Here is a 14,357-nt window from a genome sequence, read left to right on the forward strand (position 1 = left end):
AGCTTCAGGCGTCGGCGGTAGCCTTAGTTGCACTTATGCTTCCAGAAAGTTATCATTTCTGACTGGTACAGTCAGTTTATACTTTCTGACCAGTATACGAAAGTTAATCCTACCCAAACCAAGCTTAGGATCAGGAAAATTATCCAGGCCCATGTCTTTCCCACTTTTCGTCCCCACCAAGGAAGGGTTAATAATACTGACATTGACAGAAGCGGTAGAACCCACCCACTGAGCCACGCTGGCCACCTTTGTAAAAGCCACTGGATTGCGCCAAATACCCAGGGAGCTTTGGATATACTTATCGCCGCGGCCTTCGGTGAGCTATCCAAAGGCACTTTTAATCCAGCAGTTAATGCAAATAAAAGGCCCAACCAAAGAAAAGTACCAATATACTCCCTCACCTGTAATTCAATCAACGGTAATTTTTCCTGACTTCCGCTCTGCTCAACCTCCACAGGCACTTGCGGCCTTTCACTTTCTATTAGGTCCATGTATTCTCTCCTCACGTCAGAGCATGTCCGCTTTTATAAGTTTTCTTTACCCTAATCTAGTCTCCACCTACAGAGCCCATCTTATAAAGGTCGAACCCCCCCGCCTCGCCGGATCCTCCAAAAATGAAACATCTGCAGAAAACCAACGGCACCTGCTAAAATGAAAACGTGCCAAACGAACATATTTAAGGTACTACCATTGAGGGGGGATGGTTGTCCAAAAAAAACAGTTGCCAAAGCTTTTCCCCCTGGTAACGATGTAAACAAAGCTTGACCAACAGTTGCCGCGGCCCCGCTTTCTTGCCCCCCTCGAAGCAGGTAACCGGAATAATCTAAGATTACTGTCAAGCCAAAAAGCACTACCCCTGTAATCCAATTAAGCTCGCGTAAAGGTCGGTAAGCCCTTGACCATACAACCCGTACCATATGCAGAAAAACACTGATCACCATCAGCTGGCCTGCCCAGAAATGCAGGGATCGAAGGAATCCCCCGTAAGGCAGCACCGAATTAATTTCACTCAGAGAAGCAAAGGCCCTATCTCCGGGCTGGTAATAGAACAAGAGTAACACACCCGTAATAGTCAATACTATAAAGGCCAAAAAAGAAAATCCACCCAAACAGAATGTGGCTCTTAACCGTAGAGCACCCGCTCTTATTTGGCGGGGGCGAATATGTCCCGTAAAGGAATAGTTTCCTTGCTTTCCCATCTTATTCTCCCCATCCGGCTTAATCAGAATTGCCTACCCTGCTAATCACTTTGCCTACCAGTTAAGATCAGCGGTATTAGCAGTGAAGATATTATTTGACAGCCGTCTAATGTCCTATACTGCTGGTTGGTGCAGCAGATAAAAACCGTCTTTCTCCTTCACTTCCGCCCGAACTAAAGGAATCACCGCCGGACCTAATACAGGCTGCCCATCCTTGTCGAAGCGGCTGCCGTGGCAGGGACAAATCCACTGATCCTGTACAGAGTCGTAGCTCACCTCACACCCCAAATGAGTGCAACTAGCCCACATCGCTTCCACTCCATCATTTCCTTGCCGCAACCAAAAGCGGGTTTGGCCCAGTCGTTGCCAACTTATATTCAAGGGCATCTCACTGCTGGCGATACGGGCCACGGCCAGTGAATTTTCTTTAGCTCTTAGAAAGCGACTGACAGGGTAAAGACAACCTACCCCTAGGACTAGCAGAGTCTTTCGTCCCAGACCTAATACTTGCCGCCTAGTATAGAGTGACTGATCAATTGTCAACTGGTCCACCCTCTTTAATAACGATCTTCGTACATTTCTCTTTAAACTTTAGCAAGGATAATTTGTTTAGACTAATCTTTCCAATTCTATTATATGCTATTAATCTATTTTTCGACTTTTGAAGTGATAGCATGATTCTACTGCGTAAAACCCATAGTGGATAGTTTAATACTAATACTTTACTTTTAGTAGAATCATGCCTTAATGCTTAAAAGAAAACGAGCTCTAAGCCCGTATAAGTAAGAATAAAACTATTGAGATTTTATATAACCTGACAATATCAGTTAAAACAACTGCCCAGTATACACAACAAAATATCGCAAACTTAATCCCCCAAGGACAACCATTCCGCAAACTGGTAAAATCACATTTTTGTGTTTAGTAATTCCATAAAATGATAAAAGTAAGGGAACTATTAATCCTACCGTAACGACACCTAACCAGAACAGGGTAGCCATGCTTCCACTAAAGAATATTGGTTCAACCGATAGATAAAGAATGAAGAGTAAAACCATTTCAAGGATGATGAGAACCATGTCAACTTTTTTATAGGCTGTTAGATCCCCGCCGTTAAAAGCACCTATCAAAGTTGCTGCTAAACCAGTTGAAGAAGCAGACACCAAAAATAGAATCGGCAAGAATGGAATTGCCTCAATCCCAAGAAATGGTGTGTACCAGAAGTTATTGGTTGTAACAGCGGATAATAAGAAACCCGTGTAGGTCGCAGTCCCAATAGAAAACAAAACTCCCAAGCCAGCCACCGGTTTACGAAAGGCTTGAAGACCCTGCACTACAGAAGTTTGAGTTACTTCAGTATTCGCGGAAGTCATATTAAATTGTTTTTGCGATGCTGCGCTCGACCATATAAGATACCCATAAACAACTGATAAAGCTGTAAAACCCGAGACAATAAAAACACCGATCGACATGACAGATCCCATATTCACATTCAGAAGGAGTTTCCAAAAGCTTAACGGTCGACCTAAGTCAACAACTAATAACCCCAAACCGATAATGATACTGACTACAGCAGTGTAAGCCCCTGACCGAATTACTTTAGGATATCGTTTGCTGAAAAGATCCGTTAATGAAGCAGTTAAGAATGCTCCGCCGGCAATCCCTGCCAGGAATAAATAAATCGCAATCAATCCACCCCAAGCAACTTCATTGACACTAACACCCCAAATAACATCCATGTTATTTCACCACCCCTTCATAAATGTAATAAACACCTGGGTGAGTGCCTAACTCAGGTTTGCGAACTTCTCCTTTATGCTTTGCCAAGAACTGAGAAGCTTGACTAAGCGGGTCATTAAGGTCGCCGAAGATGAGAGCACCTCCGACACAGGTTGAAACACAAGCAGGTTTTTCCCCTTTAGAAACCTTTAATTCGTAACAAAAGGTGCATTTGTCTACCGCACCGGTTTCCTTGTTGAGAAAACGAGCATCATAGGGACAGGCAGTCATGCAATACAGGCAACCAACACACTTGTCCTCATCGACTAAGACCACTCCGTCTTCATTGTAGTAAGAAGCTTTTGTTGGACAAACACTGACACAAGGTGCTTTTTGGCACATTTGACAGGCTTCTTTTACAAAATATATCGAAACATTTGGATAGGTTCCCTTCAGCTCATTTGCCGGAGTCTTTGTTCTAAACTTTCCATCTGGTACATTATTTTGGAACTTACAAGCGACTGTGCACGCCTGACAGCCAATACATTTCGCCAGATTAATGATCATAGTATACTTTTTAGCCAACAAAATCACCCTCTTTCTGTAAATTTAGCTGTCTAATTTCAAGAATTGTGGCAATATCAGAGTAAACTGGACGATCAGAATTCTTAATCCTTGGTAAAATGCTTTTTAAAAAAGGGGTTAAATGCTTTTTTTGAAACTCCATCAAGGCTTCAGACTGTCCATTTCGGGCCAGCAAGGCACAGAACTCTAATTCCACCGCTAAATGGTCAGGAAGTTCTCCACTTTTTTCTCCCATAACGTACCCACAATTTGCGTAGAATTGTTGAACATTAAAAGCCTCTTTACCTAACACTAAACCTTTTTCCCCGCTATAAACCGAGGCATAAGGGGAGGCTTCAACTTCACCCGTTTCGAAAAGTGGAATATAGTGTTCCCATAAAGCATTGAGCCGCTGCTCCCCTGGTGGAAATTCCCTGCAAAAGGTTGCTAATTTTTGAACCGCTTCGTCTATTTCTGGAATTACTTCAGACCAAAGATCAACCAACTCTTCTAAATGATCCGAAACGTCTGGATTTGGTCGATGAAAAACTGCTGCAAACGACAAATACAGTTCGGCAATCATGCTTTTGTCCATTAGGCTTTCCGAACCGTTACGAACGTGGTGGATGTAACGGTGTTGCCAACTTCCCCAATTTCATTAGGGATTAAGTGATTACCATTAATCCCCTTGCCAAAAGCTCTTCTAAGCTCCGGTGAAACTCGACCAAAACCGTGATAACAGAAAACGGTATCCGGCCGAATTCCTTCAGTCATTTTTATTTTACCCTTATGCTCATATAGACCAGAGGCTATAACAATCTCATCTTCATCTTTCAAGCCGAGTTTTGTACAGCTTACAGGATTCATCCACAACGTGTTTGTCGGCATTAACTCATTCAGGATCGGGACATTCGCCGTTCCGGCATTCGTGTGTACCGCTACTTTACCCTGGACAAAACGGAATTTACCCTCTTCTGGTTGAGGATGACTGATATATTTCGGAACACCTTGTTTTGTTGCTTCTTCAACATCTACAGAGAAGATTTCTATCTTTTTGCTATGGTTGGACAAAACGTTATCCAAGGATGCATTAGCATCGCTTGCTCGAACATAGAACGCGTTCATCCCAGGAGGAGTCCAAACCCCCATTTCCTTCATTTTGTCTAAGGTTATACCAGTAGGACGGAGTTGTTGACTCATATAGTCTTCCATATCCTTAAATTCGAAATAATCACCAATACCCATTTTTTCGCCAAGCTCTTTATAAATCTGCCAGTATGGTTTTGTATCCGAATAAACCAGTGGTACCGCAGCTTGTCTTATTACGTATTTGGGCGTTAATCCCGACATATCAAAAATTGGTTCAGAGCGTTCTAAATAAGTGCATTCCGGCAATACCACATCCGAAAAATAAGCGGTGTCAGTCATATAAACATCACAAGTTACCAAAAGGTCTAGCTTTTTGAACGCCTCCAAAACCCTTGGACTTTCAGTGAGGGATATATAGGGATTAAATCGATGAACAAGCCATGCCCGGATAGGGTAGGGCTCTTCAGTTAAGATGCTCTCTACAATTTTCCCCACGGCCCCATCATAGGCAGGAATGATTTGACCGGGTGTGCCTTTGACGCCTGTGCCATCAATTCGTCCTTGGGAAGCCTTAGGGAAACTCGGTTGTGTAATATTCCCTAACCCTTTAGCGTAAACGGCTTGATCAGGGAAATCTTTCAAGAAATTTGCGGGTTTGGTTCGATAATATCCACCTGGAACTTCTAAGTTTCCAATCATCATATTAACGATCAGAATTGCCCGACGCAGTTGATAGTCATTGGGTGTATAAGCTGTTCGCCAGCCAAAGTCTAAGATAGCTTGAGGTTTGGCAGCCGCAAACTCTCTGGTTATCCGGATGATTTTTTCTTTCGAAATTCCAGTTTCTTTCTCTGCCCATTCAGGAGTTTTATCCTTTACTTCTTCAGCCCATTTCTCAAAACCCTCTGTATATTGGGAGATAAAGTTTTTATCATAGAGATTTTCATCAATCATGATATTGGCCATAGCCATCACAAAGGCCAAATCAGTGGTGGCTTTGATAGGAAGCCATTCTCCTTTCGAGGCAGTAATACTAAAACGCGGATCGAGTACTACCAGTTTAGCCCCATTACTAAGTGCTTTGGAAACAGCTCTGGTCTGAGCAACGTGAATTCCTTCAAACCAGTTTCGACCAATCGAGATAAGATACTTTGTATTGGCATAATCAGCAGCAATTGCTTCATTCCCAAAGGTAGTGTCTAAGGCCACGGATCGAGTCATCGGGCAAGTCGCCTCATGTGAAAACACATTCGGGGAACCCATAGCTTTGCCAATCGACCGGAAAAACCAATCATGGGGTCCTTTACGACTGGCCAAGGCGATCGCTTCCCCGCCGTATTGATCCTTAACGTTATATAATTTATCAGATATATAGGTGTATGCTTCGTCCCAACTTACTTCTTTAAATTTCCCTTCCCCTCGTTCACCCGTACGAATCATCGGTTTCTTAATCCGTTGGGGGTCATATAGCAGTGACGGACCTGCATTTCCTCTAGCACAGATTACGCCACCGAAAGCTGCATCATCCGGATGACCATCAATCTTGACAACTTTCCCGTCTTTGACTTTAACGGCAATGGGGCACTGGTTTCTACACATTTCACAGGAAGAAAAAACCGTTGTTTCAAGATCTTCACCTATGGCCTCAGCCTTGACTGAGCCCAGTTTATTAAAGGTACCAAACCCACCCGCGATCGCCATGGTAGCGCCAGTTCCATAAAGTACGCCCTTTAAGAAATTTCTTCGTTTCATAGTTTTCCCTCCATCCCTCACAAAATCATGCCAGACTTGATTTCCCAACTTCAACTTGACTAACAACCGCCTACCATTTCCTGAACCTCAGGCTTCGGCTCTGCAGCATTACCACCACTAGTATTTGTTTCACTGCTATTGTTAGTGTCAGCACCGCTGTTGCTACCGGCTGAACTGACGATCCCTCTCCACTGCAACATGCCCCCAGTTAAGACTTTAACTTTGCTTTGGTCGTAGCCTTTCTCTACCAGCACATGCCAAGCTGATTGGGCACGACTACCATTAAGATCGATCAATACAATCTCTTTGTCCTTACTAATTTGAGCAAGGCTATTCTCCAGATTACCCAAAGGTCTGTTAAAAGCCATCTTAATATGCCCTGTAGCAAATTCTCTGGCTTCACGAACGTCAATTAACTGCAACTCTTTATTATCCTCTAGGACAGCCTCCAAATCATCGACGGATATGTTGGCTGTTGACGGTATTTCGGCGGGAACGCCTTGGACCGGTTGGTTGGCATTCTGGTTAACATTAGTCTTCGGCGGATCTTGCCCCTTGTCGACGGTACCCGTCGTTGACGAGCTATTACCGCAGCCGACTAAAAAAGTCATGCCAAAACCTAATAACAATAAATAGATAACGGTCAAACCTATGGATTGCATTGACACCGACTTAGCTTTCAAAGTTTTCGCCCTCCTCTTAATAATTAATTCACAAGTCTAATTAGGATGATTCTTAATCATCGCTAAGAGACCATTGCTATATCTATTCGCTAAACAGCAAGTTTATCCTTCAAATTATCACTTAAATCCTATATCATTAAATATTATAGGCTTATAATAAATATTTATAAGGTTAAAGTTTATTTTATATATTAAACCTTTGCATTTAAAGGAAATAACACTCCTATTAATTAATATTATAGACTTATAATAAATATTTATATACTTAAATTAATTGTGATAAAAGGTTTTTTCACATTTGCGTCGAATATTTAATTTAAAATCACATATTCTAATAATGCTTAGAATATAATTTAAATTTGAAAGGATGTTTTTAAATGTTAAAAAGAAAACTATCACCCATCTTATCCCTCTTTGTTATTACCGGTCTTCTCGTTACTGGTTGTGGTCAAACACAGCCAGCTGCCACTACCCCTACCAATCCACCAGCAGCAACCGCATCTGCTCCTGCAGAGGACTCAGTAAAGGCAATTAAAGGGGCCGTTGAAACTTATTTCAATGACATGGGCTCCACTGTGAAGAATTCCTATAAGATTGCTGAGAAAGATTTAAAGGATGAGCTCGACAAAAACCCAGATAAATACGTAGTATTGGATGTTCGCAAAGCAGATGCATATGCTCAAGGGCATATCAAGGGAGCCATTAACGTACCCTACGGCCCAGATATCGCCAAAAACCTCGACAATATTCGTGCCATCGCCAAAGACAAAACCTTAATCGTTGCTTGCTATACCGGACAGACCGCTGGTCAAACAGATTCTCTTCTCAACGTTGCCGGAATTAAGACCCTCTCCTTAAACTCAGGTATGGGTGGCAGTGGTACTCCAGGCTTTGAGAACAGAGGTTGGTTAGGACAGAAGTATCCGACTGTAACAGAACCGACTGCCATGCCAACGGTTCCTGCAGTTGCTAGTAAAAGTAAAGCAATTGATGAGGCAGTCCAGAAGTATTTTTATGAAATGCCAAAAGACTCCTATAAGATTGATCTCCCGGTTATGAAAGAGGCCCTAGTTAAAGAGGCTGACAAATACTACATTGTTGATGTTCGCAAAGCAGAAGATTTTGCCAAAGGTCACATTAAAGGCGCTGTGAATATTCCCTACGGTCCAGACATCGCTAAAAACCTTGATTCGATCAAAGACAACAGCAAAGGGAAAACTGTCGTTGTCTATTGTTATACCGGCCAAACAGCTGGACAGACCGACTCCTTGCTTAATATCTATGGCATCCCCACAAAGAGTCTGAATTTTGGATTCGGTATGGCTGGTTTTAGCAAAGGATGGAGTGCTGACAAATCCTACGAAGTTGTTCAGTAATTTCTTAATAACACTGAAATGGAACGACCTTTAAAAAGCGAAGGAAGAGATGGCTAAGCCATCTCTTCCTTCGCTTTTTAAAGGTATACGTTAGCTTATACTGCTCAACCTCATAGCATCCTTATATAAATAGACTCGTTACCGTCTTGAAATATACAAAACAGCTTAAATCAGAAATTGATATGCTCAATACGAAGTAAATATGGCCAAATACTTTGCTCTTTGGGGTCAATCCATCCGGAACTGATTTGTAGAAAACAGGTAATTTAGAGTACAATGAAATATGTGATGAAAAATGAGAAAATGGTTAGAAAATAATGACATAAAGGAAGGTAGTCTATGTTTGAAGAAAATGAAAACATTACTAGAATAAATTTAGAAGGTAAAGAATTTATACTTATTGGCACTGCGCATGTATCTAAACAAAGCGCCGAACTAGTGAAGCAAGTTATTGAATTCGAAAAGCCGGACTCTGTATGTATTGAGTTGGATGAACCTAGATATCAAACGATTATTGAGGGTAACAAGTGGAAAGAGACGGATATCTTTAAGATTATTAAAGAAAAGAAAGCCACATTACTTTTGATTAATCTTGTAATATCCTCCTTTCAAAAGCGTATAGCAAAACAATTTGGTATTAATGCAGGACAAGAAATGATTCAAGGGGCTGAATCGGCCAAAGAAATAGGTGCTACCCTTGTACTAGCTGATAGAAATATTCAAATAACCTTTGCTCGTATTTGGCAAGGGGTAGGGTTTTGGGGAAAAGCTAAGCTTCTAACGGGGATTTTCTTTAGTATATTCGATGACGAAGACATTTCAGAAGAGGATCTTGAAAAGATGAAATCTCAAGATATGCTTAATTCTATACTTAATGAGTTTACAGTAAGCTTCCCTAAATTAAAGCTTCCTCTTATTGATGAGCGAGATCAGTATTTATCTCAGAAAATTAAAGAAGCTCCGGGTAATAAGATTCTTGCTGTTTTAGGGGCGGCACACGTTCCCGGTATCAAAGAAGAACTGAAAAAAGAGCACGATTTAGCGCTTTTATCTCAAGTTCCTGCTAAATCAAAGGTTCTTAAAGTTATTGGTTGGTCGATTCCACTTCTTATTATGGCGGTTATTATTTATACTTTCATTGCAAATCCATCTGCTGGAGTTCAGCAAACAATAAGTTGGGTACTATGGACTGGATCTTTTGCCGCACTGGGAACTGCCCTTGCTTTTGGTCATCCACTTACTATTCTTACAGCCTTTGTAGTCGCTCCAATAACTACCTTACATCCACTAATCGCAGCCGGATGGTTTGCCGGCATTGTACAAGCTTATATTCGTCGACCCAGTGTAGGAGACTTTGAAAATCTTTCTGAGGATGTTTTTAGTCTTAAAGGTTTCTGGAATAATAAGGTGACGAGGATTCTAATTATAGTCACTATGGCAAATTTGGGAGGCTCAATAGGGACAATCGTTGGTGGAGCAGATGTAGTCCGTTTATTCCTTGAGAATTTGTAATATCCTTTGACACCGCGCAAAGAATTATCTCCCAGAAATACGGACTTATGAGTTTATAGTCACATTTGCATGCAGGAGTGATACTCTTGAAACAAGGTATTTTATTTGACCCGGAGTCACGTCACCAACCCCCGACACCATACACGCGTCGTGAATTTATCAACCTGGGCATATTAGGCACGCTAGGATTGACAGGAGGTTATTTCGCTATTACTAATGTCTTAGGCGAGCGAAGTGGGGAAAAGTCCGGACAAAAATTAATAAAGCCCAACTATATTCCCGCTCCCAGTAAATGGTTAAATGATGAAGTCACGGTAGCTTGGCTTGGTCACGCCAGCTTTTTAATCAACTTCTTTGGTACAAGAATCCTTATTGATCCTGCCTTAAACTCAAATATTGGTATTACACCCCTTGGTGATCTGACAATAGGGCCCAGCCGTTATATAGCTTCCGCCCTGAGCAGCGACGAAGTGGGTGCTATTGATTTATTACTTGTATCCCACGCTCATACAGACCATTTCGATTATCCAACCTTACGGAAGTTTCAATCACCAAATACCTCTGTTGTTACCGCGAAAAATACCTCACCCTTGTGGAAGGGGATGAAGTTTAAATCCATCGAAGAAATGCATTGGCAAGACAGTAAGTCTTTAGCTGGAGTCGCAGTTAAGGCTATCGAGGGTAAACACTGGGGAGCCCGGATACCTTGGAAAAAAGGTATGGAAGCGAATAGTCTCCTCTTATCTAAAAATGGTATTAATATATTTTTCGGAGCGGACACAGGCTACACTGAACTCATTCAACAACAACTGAGTGGGGTACCGATTGACATAGCTATAATGGGTATTGGAGCCTACTCGCCAAAGTCCTTTGAAGCTAAACATGCTACTCCTGAACAGGCCTGGAAAATGGCCGAGGAAATGTCGGCGAAATGGATTATCCCCATGCATTGGGGAGCTTTTAACCTATCCAGAGAGCCCATGGATGAACCCATTACCCGTTTCCGTCAAGCGGCATCCGGCCAAATAGAAAAGGTTGCCATCCAAGAAACAGGTGTAACCTGGATATTACCACGTTAGTACATACAAGACAGCACAAGCGTCCTCACTCCACTTTGATAGTGGAAAGGGGACGCCTTTTTGTTGTAACCGCTTGGAATTTAGAACTGAGTTTTCACGCACTCCTTAGTTACTGATTAGAGCTTTGAATCCTCTACTCCATTAAGCCAGTTTTCAATGACCTTTACCACAGAGGAGATGCAACCATCTTGAAACGGTGAAACCAAATTCGCTAACTTAACGAGTTCCAAAAAGGATTGACTGCCCCCGGCCTGACAAAGCCTCAGGTAATCTGTCCAAGCGCATTCTCTATTTTCACGGGACCTTTTCCAGAACTGGAAGGCACATATTTGAGCTAAGGTATAATCTATGTAATAAAACGGATCACCAAAAATATGTCCCTGCTGATGCCAGTAACTGCCCCTTTCCAGATAGTCATTGTCTTCATAATCTCTATGCGGCAGGTATTTTCTTTCAATCTCTCTCCAGACAGCTTTTCGATCCTGTGGAGAGGCCTCTGGGTGATCGTAGACAAAATGCTGAAATTCATCCACACTGACCCCATAAGGGATAAACAGTAAAGCATCACTCAAATGGCTAAACTTATATTTATCCGTATCCCCTTTGAAGAAAAGTTCCATCCAAGGCCACGTGAAAAATTCCATGCTCATCGAGTGGATCTCGCATGCTTCGTATGTTGGCCAATGATATTCGGGAATTTGAAAATTTCTGTTGCAATAAACTTGAAAGGCATGTCCTGCTTCATGGGTCAAAACATCAATATCCCCTGATGTACCATTAAAATTCGAGAAGATATAGGGAACCTGATATTGACTAATATAAGTGCAATAGCCTCCCCCCGCCTTGCCCCTTTTACTTACCAAATCCATCAGTTCATTTTCCACCATAAACTCAAAAAATTCACTGGTCTCTTTTGACAATTCATTATACATACGTCGACCGTTACTCACTATCCATTCAGGATCCCCTTGAGGAGTAGCATTACCTGTTTGAAAACTGAATTTCTCATCGTAATATGGCAGAGTATCTAACCCCAGCCGTTTTCTTTGTCGTTCTCGCAACTTGCTGCCCACTGGGACAATAGACTCTTTAACCTGCTTACGGAAGTCTGCCACCATTTCTGGTGTGTAGTCTGACCTAAGCATCCTGGCATACCCAAGTTCAATATAATTTGCAAAACCTAGCTTTTGGGCCATCCGTGTCCTGATTTTAACCAAGCCGTCATAGATTTCATCCAGCTTTACTTCATTAGCCTTAAAGAAAGCATATTTAGCCTCATTGGCACGTTTCCTCGTAGCTCGATCAGTTGATAGCTGAAAAGGAACCAACCCCGGCAAATTTCTTTCTTCCCCTTCAAACATTATCTTCGCCGAAGCAATGAGTTTGGTATATTCACTAGATAGTTTGTTTTCCTGTTGCAAATCTTCAATGATTTCTGGTTCAAAGGTTTTGATTGTTAGATCGGCTTTGACAAAAAGCTGTTTTCCCCATTTTTCTTCTAAGGCCTTTCTAAATTTAGATTTGACCAAGGACCGATAATATCGGGAGATCAAGCCCTGATAAATCGGTGTTCCTTCGTCAAAAAAGGCCTGCTCCTCCTCGTAAAAAGGGTCCGTAGTATCAATGGTATGCCGTATATGTACAAGTTGCTCCATTGACTCAAATTCGCTTCTTAGCTTATTAAGCGCTACCATCACAACGTCCTGTTGCTGAAAATCTTCAGCCTGATCGAACTTAATTAAAAGGTCAGAAAACTTGGTCTCTACCTCTCTTAAATCTGGCCGTATATAAGCAAACTCTTTAAATTTCATGGTATTCACCTTCCTTATGTCTGATTCTACCTTTATTATTTCACAGATTCAAATTTACAAGTACAAAAGTCTTAGTAATAGTTTAAGCCGGGAAACTAAGAGTTTTTCCCCGGCTAATGTTTGCAGCGTGACTATGACTATATGGTTTTGTTTAAATAACTAATGTACATACGCTAAGTTCCATTTCCTTTTCTTGAAGTTCAGCTATCTTAGGCATTGCTTCCTGAAAATGTTTTGAGTTCATATGTCTTTGCAACGCTTCATTGCTTTCCCAGTCTTCAACAAAACTTAGCATCTTTTTATTTTTAACATCCTGAAACAACTGATAACTAAGACATCCATCTTCCTTTCTGGTTTCTGCAACCAATTCAGGAATGATGCTCTTTAATTCTTCAATCTTGTCCTCTTTAATCGTTAGCTTAGCAATAACTTTAATCATATTCTTACCCCCTCATTACTTTAAGATTACATAGTTTCAATTATACCATTTTTAACCTATAATGGGATTAATATAATAATTTTTCACAATATTTTATAAAGACACTATTATGTATTAAACCATCCTTTGCGTTTAAACCACAGGAACATAGATATACCGATACCGATCATTACTCCTAAAACTATGAAATAACCGTATTTCCAATTCAATTCCGGCATATTTTCAAAGTTCATGCCGTAAATTCCGGCTACAAAGTTTAACGGAATAAAAATGGTGGTTATCACCGTCAATACCATCATATTTTTATTCATCCAATTTGAGTTCATCGACAAATAACTGTCACGCAGGTCAGAAGTTATTTCTCGGTTTGATTCAATCATATCCGTTAGTTTTAATAAGTGATCATGAATATCTGAAAAATACAGTTTATGCTCTTTGAAGCTGGGGAGTCGCTCAGAATTTAATATTCTATACAACAAGTCTCTCATCGAAGTTACGATTCTTCGTAATTTCAGTAAATCTCCTCTTATTTGAAATACATCATCTAATAATTTATGGCTGGATTTATTATCCAGATTTGAGTCTATTCTATCTAATTTATCCTCTATCTCATAAACAGCCGGGAAATACTGATCTACTATTTTATCAAGAATTTGATATACTGCGAATGAGGGCCCTTTTTCCCAATTGCTTCGTTCTCCAGTCACTCGTTCCCAAGCTTCATCTATTTCTGTCAAGCTTTCTGTGTGGAAGGATATAATATAATTTTGGTCAACAAATAAGGATATTTCCGTTGGGCCAAGAGTATCACTTTTTAAAGCATTAAGAATAAAAAAGCTGTATCCCTCATAATAGTCTAATTTTGGTTTGTTTAATGAGTAAATACTGTCCTCAATAGACAAAGGATGAAAATTAAAGTACTTGCGTAACCAGTCTATTTCAGGTTCACTCGGATTATCAAAATCAACCCAATACCATTGAAAGTCATTTTCACTTAAACTATCTAAATTGAAGTTAAAAGAAGCGTCTGAGTCCTTCTTAAATCCGAAGGTTCGAATCAAAATAACTGTCCCCCTGTCTTTTGTCTCTACTCTTATCTTAGCTATTATCTGTATCTTTACTCATTGCCTGAAC

At 40.9% G+C, this 14,357-nt stretch carries 14 protein-coding genes; 3 read left to right on the top strand and 11 right to left on the bottom strand.

What is annotated here, in order from left to right; genetic code table 11:
• Positions 1-33: 33 nt before the first annotated feature.
• From BUB11_RS28020 to BUB11_RS09930, 8 genes are all read right to left on the bottom strand, one after another.
• The gene (locus BUB11_RS28020; protein WP_207650036.1) at positions 34-261 is read right to left on the bottom strand and encodes a hypothetical protein; all 228 of its coding nucleotides are present in this window, start codon (positions 259-261) and stop codon (positions 34-36) included.
• Positions 262-572: 311 nt separating this feature from the next.
• A complete protein-coding gene (locus tag BUB11_RS09900; protein ID WP_073029596.1) occupies positions 573-1,199 on the bottom strand; it encodes a cytochrome b N-terminal domain-containing protein in 627 nt (208 codons plus the stop codon).
• A gap of 114 nt (positions 1,200-1,313) precedes the next feature.
• Positions 1,314-1,742, bottom strand: coding sequence for a Rieske (2Fe-2S) protein (locus tag BUB11_RS27790; RefSeq protein WP_073029597.1), 429 nt, complete (start codon positions 1,740-1,742; stop codon positions 1,314-1,316).
• Positions 1,743-2,026: 284 nt separating this feature from the next.
• On the bottom strand, positions 2,027-2,938 hold the full coding sequence (nrfD, locus tag BUB11_RS09910) for an NrfD/PsrC family molybdoenzyme membrane anchor subunit (protein ID WP_073029598.1): 912 nt from the start codon (positions 2,936-2,938) through the stop codon (positions 2,027-2,029).
• A gap of 1 nt (position 2,939) precedes the next feature.
• Positions 2,940-3,503 (bottom strand): 4Fe-4S dicluster domain-containing protein, encoded by a 564-nt coding sequence (locus tag BUB11_RS09915; RefSeq protein WP_084110232.1) that lies wholly within the window; start codon positions 3,501-3,503, stop codon positions 2,940-2,942.
• On the bottom strand, positions 3,496-4,077 hold the full coding sequence (locus tag BUB11_RS09920; protein ID WP_073029599.1) for a TorD/DmsD family molecular chaperone: 582 nt from the start codon (positions 4,075-4,077) through the stop codon (positions 3,496-3,498). The genes BUB11_RS09915 and BUB11_RS09920 overlap by 8 nt, the downstream gene beginning before the upstream one ends.
• Positions 4,077-6,323, bottom strand: a complete 2,247-nt coding sequence (phsA, locus tag BUB11_RS09925) for a thiosulfate reductase PhsA (RefSeq protein WP_073029747.1) — start codon at positions 6,321-6,323, stop codon at positions 4,077-4,079. Before phsA ends, BUB11_RS09920 begins: the two co-directional genes overlap by 1 nt.
• A gap of 59 nt (positions 6,324-6,382) precedes the next feature.
• Positions 6,383-7,006 carry a rhodanese-like domain-containing protein gene (locus tag BUB11_RS09930; RefSeq protein WP_073029600.1) on the bottom strand — a complete coding sequence of 208 codons (624 nt, stop codon included), beginning with the start codon at positions 7,004-7,006 and terminating at the stop codon, positions 6,383-6,385.
• A 377-nt stretch (positions 7,007-7,383) separates the two neighbouring features.
• Here BUB11_RS09930 and BUB11_RS09935 point away from each other — a divergent pair, with 377 nt between their 5' ends.
• The 3 genes from BUB11_RS09935 to BUB11_RS09945 all read left to right on the top strand — a co-directional run bounded on the left by BUB11_RS09935 (position 7,384) and on the right by BUB11_RS09945 (position 10,973).
• On the top strand, positions 7,384-8,382 hold the full coding sequence (locus BUB11_RS09935; RefSeq protein WP_073029601.1) for a rhodanese-like domain-containing protein: 999 nt from the start codon (positions 7,384-7,386) through the stop codon (positions 8,380-8,382).
• 339 nt (positions 8,383-8,721) lie between these two features.
• Positions 8,722-9,894, top strand: coding sequence for a TraB/GumN family protein (locus BUB11_RS09940; protein WP_073029602.1), 1,173 nt, complete (start codon positions 8,722-8,724; stop codon positions 9,892-9,894).
• A gap of 86 nt (positions 9,895-9,980) precedes the next feature.
• A complete protein-coding gene (locus BUB11_RS09945) occupies positions 9,981-10,973 on the top strand; it encodes an MBL fold metallo-hydrolase (protein ID WP_242947510.1) in 993 nt (330 codons plus the stop codon).
• Between the two features lie 116 nt (positions 10,974-11,089).
• Here BUB11_RS09945 and BUB11_RS09950 read toward each other — a convergent pair whose 3' ends face one another.
• The 3 genes from BUB11_RS09950 to corA all read right to left on the bottom strand — a co-directional run bounded on the left by BUB11_RS09950 (position 11,090) and on the right by corA (position 14,284).
• Positions 11,090-12,784 (bottom strand): M3 family oligoendopeptidase, encoded by a 1,695-nt coding sequence (locus BUB11_RS09950; protein WP_073029603.1) that lies wholly within the window; start codon positions 12,782-12,784, stop codon positions 11,090-11,092.
• 151 nt (positions 12,785-12,935) lie between these two features.
• A complete protein-coding gene (locus BUB11_RS09955) occupies positions 12,936-13,223 on the bottom strand; it encodes a putative quinol monooxygenase (protein ID WP_073029604.1) in 288 nt (95 codons plus the stop codon).
• 107 nt (positions 13,224-13,330) lie between these two features.
• A complete protein-coding gene (corA, locus tag BUB11_RS09960; RefSeq protein WP_073029605.1) occupies positions 13,331-14,284 on the bottom strand; it encodes a magnesium/cobalt transporter CorA in 954 nt (317 codons plus the stop codon).
• Between the last annotated feature and the right edge of the window lie 73 nt (positions 14,285-14,357).

This window comes from Desulfosporosinus lacus DSM 15449 (genome assembly GCF_900129935.1).
Taxonomy (GTDB): Bacteria; Bacillota; Desulfitobacteriia; order Desulfitobacteriales; family Desulfitobacteriaceae; genus Desulfosporosinus; species Desulfosporosinus lacus.